This is a genomic window from Extensimonas vulgaris (assembly GCF_003337425.1).
GTDB classification, from domain to species: Bacteria; Pseudomonadota; Gammaproteobacteria; order Burkholderiales; family Burkholderiaceae_C; genus Extensimonas; species Extensimonas vulgaris.
The window spans coordinates 46,417-59,870 of the sequence record NZ_QPJU01000011.1 but is presented as its reverse complement, the minus strand read 5'-3'; the positions used below and the strand labels follow the sequence as shown (position 1 = coordinate 59,870).

8 protein-coding genes are annotated in these 13,454 nt (G+C 67.1%); 5 read left to right on the top strand and 3 right to left on the bottom strand.

Features of this window, described 5'->3' with window-relative positions; genetic code table 11:
* Positions 1-108 precede the first annotated feature (108 nt).
* Entirely contained in the window at positions 109-1,425 is a 1,317-nt protein-coding gene (gene serS, locus DFR45_RS12880; protein ID WP_114484150.1) for a serine--tRNA ligase, read from the bottom strand.
* A 450-nt stretch (positions 1,426-1,875) separates the two neighbouring features.
* Here serS and DFR45_RS12875 point away from each other — a divergent pair, with 450 nt between their 5' ends.
* Positions 1,876-3,138: a urate hydroxylase PuuD gene (locus tag DFR45_RS12875; protein WP_114484149.1), complete on the top strand. Its 1,263-nt coding sequence runs from the start codon at positions 1,876-1,878 to the stop codon at positions 3,136-3,138.
* Here DFR45_RS12875 and DFR45_RS12870 read toward each other — a convergent pair.
* The gene (locus DFR45_RS12870) at positions 3,119-3,802 is read right to left on the bottom strand and encodes a TetR family transcriptional regulator (RefSeq protein WP_114484148.1); all 684 of its coding nucleotides are present in this window, start codon (positions 3,800-3,802) and stop codon (positions 3,119-3,121) included. The genes DFR45_RS12875 and DFR45_RS12870 overlap by 20 nt on opposite strands.
* Positions 3,803-4,019: 217 nt before the next feature.
* Here DFR45_RS12870 and DFR45_RS12865 point away from each other — a divergent pair, with 217 nt between their 5' ends.
* Genes DFR45_RS12865 through DFR45_RS12855 form a run of 3 tightly spaced genes read left to right on the top strand, consistent with a single transcriptional unit; the run spans position 4,020 to position 9,952 of the window.
* The gene (locus DFR45_RS12865) at positions 4,020-5,333 is read left to right on the top strand and encodes an efflux RND transporter periplasmic adaptor subunit (RefSeq protein ID WP_114484147.1); all 1,314 of its coding nucleotides are present in this window, start codon (positions 4,020-4,022) and stop codon (positions 5,331-5,333) included.
* 38 nt (positions 5,334-5,371) lie between these two features.
* Positions 5,372-8,518 (top strand): efflux RND transporter permease subunit, encoded by a 3,147-nt coding sequence (locus DFR45_RS12860; RefSeq protein WP_114484146.1) that lies wholly within the window; start codon positions 5,372-5,374, stop codon positions 8,516-8,518.
* Positions 8,519-8,521: 3 nt separating this feature from the next.
* Complete coding sequence (locus tag DFR45_RS12855) at positions 8,522-9,952, top strand: efflux transporter outer membrane subunit (RefSeq protein WP_114484145.1); 1,431 nt, start codon at positions 8,522-8,524, stop codon at positions 9,950-9,952.
* 24 nt (positions 9,953-9,976) lie between these two features.
* Here DFR45_RS12855 and DFR45_RS12850 read toward each other — a convergent pair whose 3' ends face one another.
* On the bottom strand, positions 9,977-11,848 hold the full coding sequence (locus tag DFR45_RS12850) for an EAL domain-containing protein (protein WP_242005157.1): 1,872 nt from the start codon (positions 11,846-11,848) through the stop codon (positions 9,977-9,979).
* A 216-nt stretch (positions 11,849-12,064) separates the two neighbouring features.
* Between DFR45_RS12850 and DFR45_RS12845 the strand changes: the two genes are divergently transcribed.
* The gene (locus DFR45_RS12845; protein ID WP_114484143.1) at positions 12,065-13,414 is read left to right on the top strand and encodes a glycerate kinase type-2 family protein; all 1,350 of its coding nucleotides are present in this window, start codon (positions 12,065-12,067) and stop codon (positions 13,412-13,414) included.
* Positions 13,415-13,454: the final 40 nt, after the last annotated feature.

The following is a 13,454-nucleotide window of genomic DNA, read 5'->3' as shown; positions in this document are numbered from 1 at the left end:
CACGCTGCGGCAGATGCTGGCACAACGAATTGCCCGCATCCTGCCTCGCTGCCCATGCTGCGGGCGGGCGAGGAGTAATTTATGACACAGTCAAACTAGCAGCCTGTCTCAAGCACCCGGCGCGAGGCGGGTTTGGCCGCCCAGGTAGGGGCGCAGGGCTTCGGGGATGGTCACGCTGCCGTCGGCTTGCTGGTAGTTTTCGAGCACCGCGACGAGGGTGCGGCCTACGGCCAGGCCCGAGCCGTTGAGGGTGTGCACGAGTTCATTCTTGCCCTGGCTGTTTTTGAAGCGGGCTTGCAGGCGGCGTGCCTGGAAGGCTTCGCAATTGCTCACCGAGCTGATTTCGCGGAAGGTGTTTTGGCCGGGCAACCACACCTCGAGGTCGTAAGTTTTGGCGGCGCCAAAGCCGAGGTCGCCGGTGCACAGGCTCATGACACGGTAGTGCAGGCCCAGGCGCTGCAGCACGGCCTCGGCGTGGCGCGTCATGGCTTCGAGCGTTTCGTAGCTTTTATCGGGGTGCACGATCTGCACGAGCTCGACCTTGTCGAACTGGTGCTGGCGGATCATGCCGCGCGTGTCGCGCCCGTGGCTGCCGGCTTCGGAGCGAAAGCAGGGCGTGTGCGCGGTGAGTTTGCGTGGCAATTCGCTCTCCTGGAGCACGGTGTAACGCACAAAGTTGGTGAGCGGCACTTCGCTCGTCGGGATGAGGTAGAGCGCAGCCTGCTCGGGCGTGGGTTCGGCGTCCTGCCCGCCTTTTTGCGCGGCAAACAGGTCGCCGGCGAACTTGGGCAACTGGCCCGTGCCCAGGAGCGAGTCGGCGTTGACGATGTAGGGCACGTAGCACTCGGTATAGCCGTGCTCGCCGGTTTGCAGGTCGAGCATGAACTGCGCGAGTGCGCGGTGCAGGCGTGCGATCGGGCCTTGCATGACGGAAAAGCGCGCGCCCGAGAGCTTGGCACCGGTTTCGAAGTCGAGCCCCAACGGCGTGCCGACATCGACGTGGTCTTTGGGCGGGAAGTCGAACTGCGGTGGCGTGCCCCAGCGGCGCACTTCGACGTTGGCGCTTTCGTCCGCGCCCACAGGCACGCTTTCATGTGGCAGGTTGGGCACGGCGAGCAGCAGCGCGTGCAGCTCGGCCTGGATTTGTTCGAGCCGCGCAGCGGAGTGCTCTAGCTCATCCTTGATTTGGGCGACCTCGGCCATGAGTGCGTCGGCGTTTTCGCCCCGCGCTTTGCACTGGCCGATCTGCTTGGAAAGGCTGTTGCGGCGCGCCTGCAGCGCTTCGGTGTGCGCTTGCAGCGTCTTGCGCTCGGCTTCGAGTGCCTGGAAGGCCGCGACGTCGAGGAAGGGCTGGGGTTTTTTGCGGGTTTCGAGCCGTGCGATGACGCTGGGCAGGTCTTTGCGAAGGAGGAGGAGGTCGAGCATGCGCGGGATTTTAGGTCGCCGCGGGAATGCGCCGCGGGAACGATTCGTGCTTACACTCCACGGCGCGGTCGCAGCGGTGCCTGAAGTGTCCAAGGGTTCTCCCCGTTCAGAAGCGCGGCCGTTTTTCGTGTGCTGCTCAGAGCGCCCGCGGTGGTGAGCAGCTTGCTAAGAACCTGTTCATGGTCTTTTCATGGGGTGCGCATGACAGCAAACGGTCACGATCGAGGCGCCCGGCGCCGCCCATGCTGGTGGCCTGGGCAAGGCGGGCAACGACGCGCGTGGCCGTTTGCTGCCATGCCCTTCGGGTTGCCCCGCAAAGGCAGCGTCTGCGGCGTTGCCCATCCTCGCCGCACATCAGTGCGGCTTGCGGTGGGCGCCTTGCATCCACTGCCTTTGCGGGGCAACGTACCCCATGAAAAGACCATGAACAGGTTCTAAGGTGTGCCGCACATGGAAAGTTATCTGCTCGATTGGGCCAATCTGCTGCTGCGCTGGCTGCACGTGGTCACGGCGATCGCCTGGATAGGGTCGTCGTTTTATTTCGTGTTTCTCGACAGCAGCCTCACGCCGCCGCAGGACGAGGACTTGCGCCGCCAGGGCGTGAGCGGCGAGCTCTGGGCTGTGCACGGCGGGGGCTTTTACCACCCGGTGAAGTTCAGCGTCGCGCCGCCGCAGCTGCCCGCGCACCTGCATTGGTTTTTCTGGGAGAGTTACAGCACCTGGCTCAGTGGCTTTGCGCTCTTTACGGTGTCTTACCTGTGGAATGCGAGCACCTACCTGATCGACAAGTCACGCATGGACTGGCCGCCGGCGCTGGCAGTGGCGGTGGCGCTGGGCTTTCTGGTGGCGTTCTGGCTGTTGTATGACGCCGTGTGCCGCATCTGGGGGCAACGCCCGCGCGGGGACGCCATCGTCAGCGCGTTCGTGCTCGTGCTCGTCGCGGCGGCGGCCTGGCTGGCCTGCCACTGGTTTGCCGGGCGCGCGGCCTTTTTGCTCGTGGGCGCGATGCTGGCCACGAGCATGAGCGCGAACGTGTTTTTCTGGATCATTCCGGGCCAGCGCAAGATGGTGGCGGCGCTGCGCGCGGGGCAGCCGGTCGATCCGCTGCACGGGCTGCGCGGTAAGCAGCGCAGCGTGCACAACACGTATTTCACGCTGCCGGTGGTGTTTGCGATGCTCAGCGGGCACTACAGCTTCACCTGGAGCCATCCGCAGAACTGGCTCGTGCTTGTGCTCATGATGTTTGCGGGCGCGAGCATCCGCCAGTTTTTCGTTCTGCGCCACGGCTACAAGCTCGGGCGCAACCGCCATCCACTGCCGTATGCGCTCGTGGGCGTGGCAGTGCTCGCGGCCCTGGTGTGGTGCTTGCGGCCGCAGGCTTCGGATGATCCTGTTTCGATAGCTGCTAGCGCAGGTACATCAATGGCTAGAGGCCAAAATGATGCTGAAAAAGTGGAGGCCATCGTGCAGCAGCGCTGCACGTCCTGCCACGGTGCGCAGGTGCAGATGAAGGGTTTGCGCCTGGACGTGCCCGAAAACCTGCGCCGGCACGCGCAGGCGATCTACCAGCAGGTGGTGGTGGAAAAGCGCATGCCCATGAACAATGCCACGCAGATGACCGAGGCCGAGCGCGCGCTCATCGCGCAGTGGTTCACGGTGGACGTGGCCGGTGGCGCGGCAGGCAGTGATGCGGCTACGCGCGCGCGGCCTTGAGCGCAGGCGTGGCTGGCGCGGCAGGCACGGTAGGCGGCGGGGGCTTGCGCGGCAGGCCCAGGCCCGCGAGGTACACGTCGAGCGTGGCGCTGCCGGCCTGCACGAGGTCGAAGCCCGCCGGGTCGAGCAGCCACTGGTTGACCAGCCCTTCGAGCAGCACCTGCAGCCCGAGCACGGCGGTATCGAGCGGCACGGGCGGTGTGACGGCGCGCAGCGCGAAGGCTTTGGCGAGCGTCTGGCGATTGCGCTGCAGGCACTCGGCGTGCACGCGCAGGTGGCGCGACTGCACGGGGCCGAGTTCATCGACGTATTCGACCTTGTGTGTGGCGATCTGCAGCACGCGGCGCGTTTGCGCGTCGGTGGCGATCAGGCGCAGCACCTCGAGCATCGCGGCGTGCAGCTCGGCCACGGGGTCCTGGGCTTGCGCGAATTGCTCGTGCGCGAGCATTTGCTCGAGCGGCAGACTCACGCGCTCCATCATGGCGTTGACGAGGTCGGCCTTGTCTTTGAAATGCCAGTAGATCGCGCCGCGCGTGGCACCCGCGGCCACGGCGATGTCGTTGAGCGAAGTGCGCGAAACGCCACGCGCCTGAAACAGTTGTTCGGCAGCATCGAGCAGGCTCTCCCGCGTGGCCTGCGCGTCGGCCTTGGTGCGTCTAGCCATAAAAAACCCTCCACTGTGCGTGCCGATCGGGCGAATATACATACATTCGCGGATGTATATATACTGCGCCGCTTTATGACGCGACCAGGCGCATGGACAGGCTCTCAGCTGGCATGAGGGATGCATGGCCTGGGATTGCAATGCCGTCCCGTTTTTTGTCGCGCTCGCCGGGCGTTCCGGCGGGGGCGATCGCCTGAATTTTGATCGAAGGAACACCATGCCTGCCTTGCGACATGCCGAGACCGTTCTTCCGTTTTCCTCCGCGGCGCCCGCGTGGCGTTGGCGCGCCGGACTCGTGGCGACGGCGGCCTGCGCCGCTGTATTGCTGAGCGCCTGCGGCAAGTCCGAGGCGCCTGCCGGTGCCGGTGCCCAGCGGCCACCGCCCGAAGTGGGCGTGATCACGGTGCAGCCCGGCGAAGTCGGCCTGGTGACCGAGCTGCCCGGCCGCGTGGAGGCGTACCGCATCGCACAGGTGCGCGCGCGCGTGGCGGGCATCGTGCAAAAGCGGCTGTTCCGTGAAGGCAGCGACGTCAAGGCGGGCGAGCTGCTCTACGCGATCGACCCCGCCCCCTACCAGGCCGCGCTGCAAAGCGCCGAGGCCACGCTGGCACGCTCGCAGGCCAATTTGCTGCAGGCCACGGCGCTGGCCGAGCGCTACAAGCCGCTCGTGGCCGTGAATGCCGTGAGCAAGCAGGATTACGACAACGCCGCAGCGGCGCAAAAGCAGGCCGAGGCCGACGTGGCCGCGGGCAAGGCGGCCGTGCAGACGGCGCGCATCAACCTGGGTTACGCCAGCGTCACGGCGCCGATTTCGGGGCGCATCGGGCGCGCGCTCGTGACCGAAGGTGCGCTCGTGGGCCAGGGCGAGGCCACGCAGCTGGCCGTGATCCAGCAAATCGATCCGGTCTATGTCAACTTCACGCAATCGGCCAACGAGGTGATGCAGCTGCGCAACGCCATGGCGGCGGGGCAGCTGCAGCGCGTGGGCAATGAAAACGCGGCGCGCGTGCGCATCGCGCTCGACGACGGCAGCGAATACGCCCTGCCCGGCAAACTGCTGTTTTCGGACTTGACGGTGGATCAGGCCACGGGCCAGATCACCCTGCGTGCCGAGGTGCCCAACCCCAAGGGCGACTTGCTGCCGGGCCTGTACGTGCGCGTGCGCGTCGAGCAGGCGCAGCTGCCCAACGGCATTACGGTGCCGCAGCAGGCCGTCACGCGCACGCAGCAGGGCGACACGGTCACGGTGGTCGGCCCCGACGGCAAATTGAGCCAGCGCAAGGTGAAGATCGGCGCCGCACGCGGTAACCGCTGGGTGGTGCTCGACGGTCTCAAGGCGGGCGAGCAGGTCATGGTCGACGGCTTTCAAAAGGTGATGATGCTGCCGCCGGGCACGCCCGTGAAGCCCGTGCCCTGGCAGCCCACGGCGGCAGGTGGCCCGGGCGCCGGCGCGGGCGCAGCCCCTGCCGCGCAGCCTGCGCCGGCCAAGGCTGCCTCGTCCGCCAGCGCTCCCGCAGCGGCGCGCCCCTGAACGCCGCGAGCCGCTAAAAGAAAAGAGGAGCGCGTTCCATGCCCAATTTTTTCATCGACCGCCCGATTTTTGCGTGGGTGGTGGCCATCTTCATCATGGTGCTGGGCGGCGTGTCGATCACGCAGCTGCCCGTAGCGCAATACCCCACGGTGGCGCCGCCGACTATCGTGGTGTCGTTCACCTACCCTGGTGCATCCGCACAGACGCTCGAAGACAGCGTGATCGCCGTGGTCGAGCGCGAAATGAACGGCGCCACGGGCCTCGCCTACATGGAGGCCGTGAGCCAGGCCGACGGCACGGGCACGCTGACGCTGAGCTTCGAGCCCGGTACCGACCCCGACATGGCGCAGGTGGACGTGCAAAACCGTCTCTCGCGCGCCACGCCGCGCCTGCCTGCGGCAGTGACGCAGCAGGGCGTGAAGGTGGACAAGTCACGTTCGAACTTCCTGCAGTTCGCGATGCTTTCGTCCGAATCGCCGGAGGTCACCCTGGACGACCTGACCGACTATGCGGCGCGCAACGTGGTGCCCGAGCTGCAGCGCGTGCCCGGCATCGGGCAGGTGCAGCTGTTCGGTGCCGAGCGCTCCATGCGCATTTGGATAGACCCGGCCAAGATGCAGGGCTACAACGTCTCGACTGCCGACATCGCCGCTGCCATCCAGGCGCAGAACGTGCAGGTGTCCTCGGGCAGCATAGGCGACAAGCCCAACCTCAAAGATCAGACGATCACGGCGACCGTGATCGTGCCGGGGCAGCTCAGAACGGTGGAGCAGTTCGGCAAGATCGTGCTGCGCGCCAACCCCGACGGCTCCACGGTGCGGCTCAAGGACGTAGCACGCATCGAGCTTGGGGTCGAGTCCTATGCGACGACTGCGCGCCTCAACGGCAAACCGGCCGCGGGCATAGGCATACAGCTGTCGCCCAGCGGCAACGCGCTTGCGTCGGCCAAGATGGTGCGCGCGCGGCTGCAGGAGCTGGAGAAGTATTTCCCCAAAGGGGTGCGCTGGAGCCTGCCTTACGACAGCTCCAAGTTCGTCTCGATCTCGATCGAGAAGGTGGTGCACACGCTGTTCGAAGCCATCGTGCTGGTGTTCATCGTGATGTTCGTGTTCCTGCAGAACATCCGCTACACCCTGATTCCGACCATCGTCGTGCCCGTGGCCTTGCTGGGCACCTTCGGCGCTTTGCTCGCGCTGGGGTTTTCGATCAACGTGCTGACCATGTTCGGCATGGTGCTCGTGATCGGTATCGTGGTGGACGACGCGATCGTGGTGGTGGAAAACGTCGAACGCATCATGAGCGAGGAGGGCCTGCCGCCGCGCGAGGCTACGCGCAAGGCCATGGGCCAGATCGCGGGCGCCGTCGTCGGCATCACCGTGGTGCTGGTGTCGGTGTTTTTGCCGCTGGCGTTTTTTGCCGGCTCGGTGGGCAACATCTACCGTCAGTTCTCGGTCGTGATGGCTGTGTCGATTGGTTTTTCCGCCTTTCTGGCGCTCTCGCTCACGCCGGCTTTGTGCGCCACGCTGCTCAAGCCCGTCGAAGCCGGGCACCACCACGAGAAAAAAGGCTTTTTTGGCTGGTTCAACCGCAGCTTCAACCGCAGTGCCAAACGCTACGAAGGCTGGGTGGCCAAGCTCCTGCACCGCGGTGGGCGCATGATGATCATCTACGTCGCCCTGATCGCAGCCGTGGGCGTGCTGTATCTGCGCCTGCCGACCTCCTTTTTGCCCAATGAAGACCAGGGCTACGCGCTCGTGAACATCCAGCTGCCGCCGGGTGCGGCCGACAGCCGTACCGGCGCCGTGGTCAAGCAGATCGAGGACTTCATGCTCAAGCAGTCCGAGGTGGACAACATCGTTACCGTGCAAGGCTTCAGCTTCTCGGGGCGTGGGCAAAACGCCGGCATCGCCTTCGTCACGCTCAAGGACTGGGCCGAGCGTCCCGGCGCCGAGCACAGCGTCGACGCCATCGTGGGGCGCGGCATGGCAGCCTTCTCGCAGATTCGCGACGCCTTCATCTTCGTGCTGAGCCCGCCGCCGATTCCTGAGCTCGGCACGAGTACGGGTTTTGCTTTCCGGTTGCAAGACCGCGGCAGCAATGGCCACGACGCGCTCGTGAATGCGCGCAACCAGCTCCTGGGCATGGCCATGAAGAGCCCCGTGCTCACCGCCGTGCGCCCCGACGGCCTCGAAGACGCGCCGCAGCTGCAGGTGGACATAGACCGCGACAAGGCGAGCGCGCAGGGGGTGAGTTTTGCGGCCATCAACAGCGCCATGTCCGTGGCCTTCGGCTCGTCCTACATCAACGACTTTCCGAACGCGGGGCGCATGCAGCGCGTCATCGTGCAGGCCGATGCCCCCGCGCGCATGCAGCCCGAAGACATCCTCAAGCTCACGGCCGTCAACAGCCAGGGCAATCTGGTGCCGTTTTCCACCTTTGCCACGACGCGCTGGGTGACCGGCCCCATGCAGACGGTGCGCTACAACGGCTACCCGTCGATGCGCATCGCAGGCAACGCCGCGCCGGGCTACAGCACGGGGCAGGCCATGGCCGAGATGGAGCGCCTGGCGGCGCAATTGCCCGCGGGCTTCGGCTTCGAGTGGACGGGCCAGTCGCGCGAGGAAAAGATCGCCGGCTCGCAGGCCATCGTGCTTTATGCGTTCGCCATCCTGGCCGTGTTCCTGTGCCTGGCTGCACTGTATGAAAGCTGGTCGATCCCGTTCTCGGTGATGCTGGTGGTGCCGCTGGGCGTGCTCGGCATGCTGCTCGCAGTGCTCCTGCGCCACATGCCCAACGACGTGTATTTCCAGGTCGGCCTCGTGACCATCATCGGCCTGTCGGCGAAGAACGGGATTCTGATCATCGAATTCGCCAAGGACTTGCAGGCCGAGGGGCGCAGCGTGTTCGACGCCGCGCTGCAGGCCGCGCACCTGCGCTTCAGGCCGATTCTGATGACCTCGATGGCCTTCATCCTCGGCGTGGTGCCGCTGGCCATTGCGACCGGAGCGAGCGCGGCAAGCCAGCGCGCGATCGGCACCGGGGTGATCGGCGGCATGATCACCGGCACCTTCCTGGCGGTCTTTTTCGTGCCGACCTTCTTCGTCGTGGTGCGCAGCCTGTTCAAGGGCGAGCCGCGCCCAGGGCAGGCCGCCCCCGCAGCTGCCGCTGAACACAAGGAAAACTGAACCATGGCTTCGACCGTTTTCGCGCCCCGTTTGCGCTGGAGCGCGGCGCTGCTGGCCTTGGGGCTCAGCGCCTGCTCTTTGATTCCGACCTACGAGCGCCCCGCCGCACCCGTGGCGCCGCAGTGGCCGAGCGTGCCCGGCGGCGCCCCAGCCCCCGTCGCCGACACGGCCCAGCCGCAGGCGGCAGACATCCGCTGGCAGGACTTCGTCAACGATGCGCGCCTGCGCGCCCTCGTGGAATTGGCGCTTGCCAACAACCGCGACCTGCGCGTCGCTGCGCTCACCATAGAGCAGGCACGTGCGCAGTACCAGATCAACCGTGCGAACCAGCTGCCCACCGTCAGCGCGGGTCTGACGGGCAGCTACCAGCCCGGCGCCACCGGCAACATGGTGCACGCCTACACCGTGGGCCTGACCATGGCGAGCTGGGAGATCGACCTGTTCGGGCGCCTGCAAAGCCTCAAGGAAGCGGCGCTCGCGCAATTCTTTGCCACGCAAGAGGCGCGCAGCGCGGTGCAGACCAGCTTGATTGCCTCGGTCGTGAGCACCTGGCTGAGCCTGCAGACCGACGACGAGTTGCTCGTGTTGACCGAGCGCACGCTCACCACGCGCGAAGAGTCGCTCGCGCTCATCCGCAAGCGCTTCGAGCAGGGCGTGGCGTCCGAGCTCGACCTGCGCCAGGCAGAATCGCTCGCCGCCACGGCGCGCGCCACGCTGGCGCAGCAAAGGCGCCAGCGTGCGCTCGACTACAACGTGCTCACCCTGCTCGTGGGCCAAAGCGTGCCCGAGCAGCTGCTTGACACGCAGCAAGGCGTGCAATTCGTCGATGTGCCCGCGGGCATGCCGTCCGACCTGCTCACGCGCCGCCCGGACATCCGCCAGGCCGAGCAGCAGCTGATCGCGGCCAACGCCAACATCGGCGCGGCGCGCGCGGCCTTCTTCCCGCGCATTGCGCTCACGGCCTCCACGGGCAATGCGAGCAACCAGCTCTCCGACCTGTTCAGCGGCGGCACCTGGGTCTGGACGCAGACCAACCAGACCCTGCTGACCATCTTCGACGCCGGGCGCAACCAGGCCGGGCTCGATTCCGCCCGCGCGGGCCGCGAGATCGCGGTGGCGCAGTACGAAAAGGCCATACAAACGGCGTTCCGCGAAGTCTCCGACGCGCTCGCGGGCCGCGCCACGCTGGGCGACCAGGTGCGTGCGCTGCAGCAGCAGGTCGATGCGGCGCTGGTCAGCTACCGCCTGTCCGACCAGCGCTACCGCAATGGCGTGGCCAGCTACCTCGAACTGCTCGACGCCCAGCGCACGCTGTTTGCCGCGCAGCAGGCGCTCGCGCAAACACAGCTTGCGCAGCGGCAAAACCAGGTGCTGCTCTACAAGGCGCTGGGCGGCGGCTGGAGCGAAGCGGATACGCCCGTGGCGAAAAACTGAGCGGGGTGCCCCGCGCTCAGCCTCTCAGGCTGCGCGCGCCAGCTCCGGGTCGGTTTGCGCTGCCGCTGTGGGGCCAGCGCGCACGGCGATGCCGCTCGCGGCGAGCTTGGCATCGTGCTTGGACATAGCGGCCAGGTTGGCCACGTCTTCGGCGCGGCGCAGCGCGCCCGGCGCGATGCGCACCACACCAATCGACAAGGTGGTGCAAGGGAAGAAGCGGCGCACGCCGTCACGGTCCTCGGCGTAGATGCCCCCGGCCTGGCGCGCGGCCTCGTCGAACAGCAAGAGGGCCTCGCGCGCGAACTCCGCCACGAGGTTCTCGCAGCGCTGCAGCCAGTCGCCGCTCTGGAACAGCAGCACGAAGTCGTCGCCCCCCACATGCCCGACGAAGTCGTGGCGCGGGTCGCAGTGCGCCGTGGCCAGCCGGGCCAGCAGGCGGATCATCTGGTCGCCGCGCCAGTAGCCGTAGTAGTCGTTGAAGGGCTTGAAGTGGTTCAGGTCGGCGTAGCAGGCCGTGAATTCGGTGCCGTTGTCGAGCAGGCGCTGTATGTGCAGGCTGATGGGGATGTTGCCGGGCAGGAAGGTCAGGGGATTGGCGTGGCGCGCGGCCTCGATGCGCGTTTCCGTGACGGCGCGCACCAGCTGGGCGCCCGTGCCCAGGCCCAGATAGCGGCCATTGTCGGTCACGATGTAGCCATCGTTGAGGTAGCGCTGATCCTGCGCGGTGAGGATGCCCATGAGCTGCTCCACGTCACAGTCGAGCTCGACCACGCGCGGTGATGGATTGGCGAATGCCAGGCAGGACTTGCGGCCATGGACCTCGCGGAAGTAGAGCGTGGCGTAGCGGTTCATGAACTGCAGGCGGTTGACCAGTGCGATGGGGCGCGTGCCTTCGACCACGGGCAAGGCGTGCAGGGTCGGGTGCGCATGGAACAGCGCGGCGACGGCGTCGTTGCTCGTGTCGGGGCTGACAGCCGGCGCCTGCACCAGGGGGAGGCTGCGCAGAATGCCGGGGCGGGCCGTCTGTCCTAAATGGGGCAGCACGGCTACGTGCCGGTCTTTCAGCACGGCCAGCGCCTCATCATCCAGGCGCGCGCGCGGCGCTTGCGCCGGGCGGCCCAGCAGCCAGCCTTGGCCGAAAGGGATGTCCAGATCGCGCAGGGCGTGCAGGTCTTCGCGGGTTTCGATGCCTTCGGCGATCAGCTGTGTGCCAAACATCTCGGCGATGCCTTTGATGGCCTGCAGCATCTGCAGCTTTTCGGGGTGCGCGCTGATGGCGTGGATGAAATGCTTGTCGATTTTCACGAAGTCGGGCTTGACCTCGGACCATAGGCGCAGGCTCGAGCGGCCATCGCCGAAGTCGTCGAGCGCCAGGCGTATGCCGCAGGCGTGCACGGTCTTGACGGCTGCGCGCAGCATGGCCATGTCGGTCACGCGCTCGTGTTCGGTGACTTCGAGCACCAGCATGCGCGCCTTGCTCCCCATGCTGCGCACCGCCTGGGCGAGCTTGGCGCCGAAAATGGACACGCCCAGCACCAGCGCGTCGGCGCTGATGTTGACGAACAGGCGCCCCGGCGCGGTGCCGGGCGGGTGCGTGGCCGCCCAGTCGCGCAGCGCCGTGAAGATGCAAAAAAGCTCAAAGTCGGCCAGCACGTGCTCGCGCTGTGCCTGCTCCAGCAGCGCTATGGGCGTGTGCCAGGCCGTATCCCGCGGGCCGCGAATCAAGGCCTCGTGGGCATACACCCCGCCCGCGCGCAAGTCGCCCAAGGGCTGGAACACGCAGTGCAGCGCGCCCGCGCGCACCAGACGCGCCAGCACCCCCGTGCCGTGGCGCAGCGCAGGGGAGAGCAGGGTCAGCATGGCCGCATGCCGGGCGGACGGTGGTATCTGGGTCATGAGAGCGGGGCAGGGGCAGGGGCAGGGACGAAACCATAATCTCCGTCGATGACGGGAATATGGCGGTCCGCCAGATGCTATTGTTTTTGATGATTTTTTTCATAAAGAAAAACGGCATTTATGCTTTTATATAAAGCGTAGGCAGCTATCATTTCGATTGTGAACCCCCCTCTTTTTGGGCAGACTTCAACGTGTTTGCCAGCCACGAGGCGTGCCATGCCAGACCAAAGCGCCCCTCTTTCCCCGCCGCTGCCTGATCCGCGCACCCGTCCGCGAGCCTTTTTGCAGGCCTTGTTCGAGGTCGCGGTGCGCAGCGCCCAGCCCTTGCACGGGCTCGCGGCCGCCTTGCCAGCGCCGCCGCGCGGGCGCACGCTGGTGCTCGGCGCGGGCAAGGCGGCGGGTGCGATGGCGCAGGCGCTCGAAGCGCTGTGGCCTGCGGATGCGCCGCTGTCGGGCCTGGTCGTGACGCGCTACGGCCACATTCCGCCGCGGCCCGCGGGTGTGCCGCAGCGCATCGAAGTGATGGAAGCCGCGCATCCCGTGCCCGATGCCGCGAGCGAGGTGGCCGCGCAGCGCATGCTGGCGCTCGTGCAGCAAAGCCGCCTCACGGACGATGACCTCGTGCTGTTCCTCGTCTCGGGCGGCGGCTCGGCGCTGCTTGCGCTGCCTGTGGAGGGGCTGACGCTGCAGGACAAGCAGCGCATCAACCGCGAGTTGCTTGCGAGCGGCGCGAACATTGCCGGGATGAACTGCGTGCGCAAGCACCTTTCGCGCATCAAGGGCGGGCGCTTGGCGCTCGCATGTGCGCCGGCGCCGGTGTGCACGCTCGCGATCAGCGACGTGCCCGGCGACGACCCCGCCGTGATCGCGAGCGGCCCCACGGTGCCCGATGCGAGCACCTGCGCCGAGGCGCTCGAAATCGTGCGGCGTTACGCCATCGCGCTGCCGCAGGCGGTGCGCCAAGGGCTGGAAAGCGGCGCGCTCGAAACCCCAAAGCCCGGCGCTGCGGCCTTTGCCAAAAACACCGTGCGCCTCGTCGCCACGCCCTGGCAGGCGCTGCAGGCCGCGGCGCAGGCGGCGCGCAGCGCAGGGATCGCCGCGCATGTGCTGTCAGATGAAATCCAAGGCGAGTCGCGCGAAGTGGCCAAGGTGCACGCGGCGCTGGCGCGCACGGTGGCGCAGCGCGGCGCGCCGTTTGCCGCGCCCTGTGTGCTCTTGTCGGGCGGCGAAACCACCGTGACGGTGCACCCGCGCGCCGCGGGCGATTTGCCGGGGCGCGGCGGGCGCGCGGGCGAGTTCTGCCTCGCGCTCGCGCAGGCGCTGCAAGGCGCGCCGAACATCTGGGCGCTCGCGGCCGACACCGACGGCATAGACGGCAGCGAGAACAACGCGGGCGCCTGGGTGGCGCCGGACACGCTCGACCGCGCCGCACGCGCCGGCCTGCGCGTGGCCGAGCACCTTGCGCGCAACGACTCCTGGGGATTCTTTTCAGTCCTGGACGATCTGCTCGTGACCGGGCCGACCTATACCAACGTGAACGACTTCCGCGCGATTTTGGTGCTCTGAGCAGTGCGCAATCGCGCGCAGACGCCGCCGGTGCCGCCGG

Bases quoted from the DNA above. Each gene is read 5' to 3' on its own strand.
- DFR45_RS12855 (WP_114484145.1), top strand. From the start codon at position 8,522: ATGGCTTCGACCGTTTTCGCGCCCCGTTTGCGCTGGAGCGCGGCGCTG.
- DFR45_RS12845 (WP_114484143.1), top strand. From the start codon at position 12,065: ATGCCAGACCAAAGCGCCCCTCTTTCCCCGCCGCTGCCTGATCCGCGC.
- DFR45_RS12870 (WP_114484148.1), bottom strand. From the start codon at position 3,802: ATGGCTAGACGCACCAAGGCCGACGCGCAGGCCACGCGGGAGAGCCTG.
- DFR45_RS12850 (WP_242005157.1), bottom strand. From the start codon at position 11,848: ATGACCCAGATACCACCGTCCGCCCGGCATGCGGCCATGCTGACCCTG.
- DFR45_RS12865 (WP_114484147.1), top strand. From the start codon at position 4,020: ATGCCTGCCTTGCGACATGCCGAGACCGTTCTTCCGTTTTCCTCCGCG.
- serS (WP_114484150.1), bottom strand. From the start codon at position 1,425: ATGCTCGACCTCCTCCTCCTTCGCAAAGACCTGCCCAGCGTCATCGCA.
- DFR45_RS12860 (WP_114484146.1), top strand. From the start codon at position 5,372: ATGCCCAATTTTTTCATCGACCGCCCGATTTTTGCGTGGGTGGTGGCC.
- DFR45_RS12875 (WP_114484149.1), top strand. From the start codon at position 1,876: ATGGAAAGTTATCTGCTCGATTGGGCCAATCTGCTGCTGCGCTGGCTG.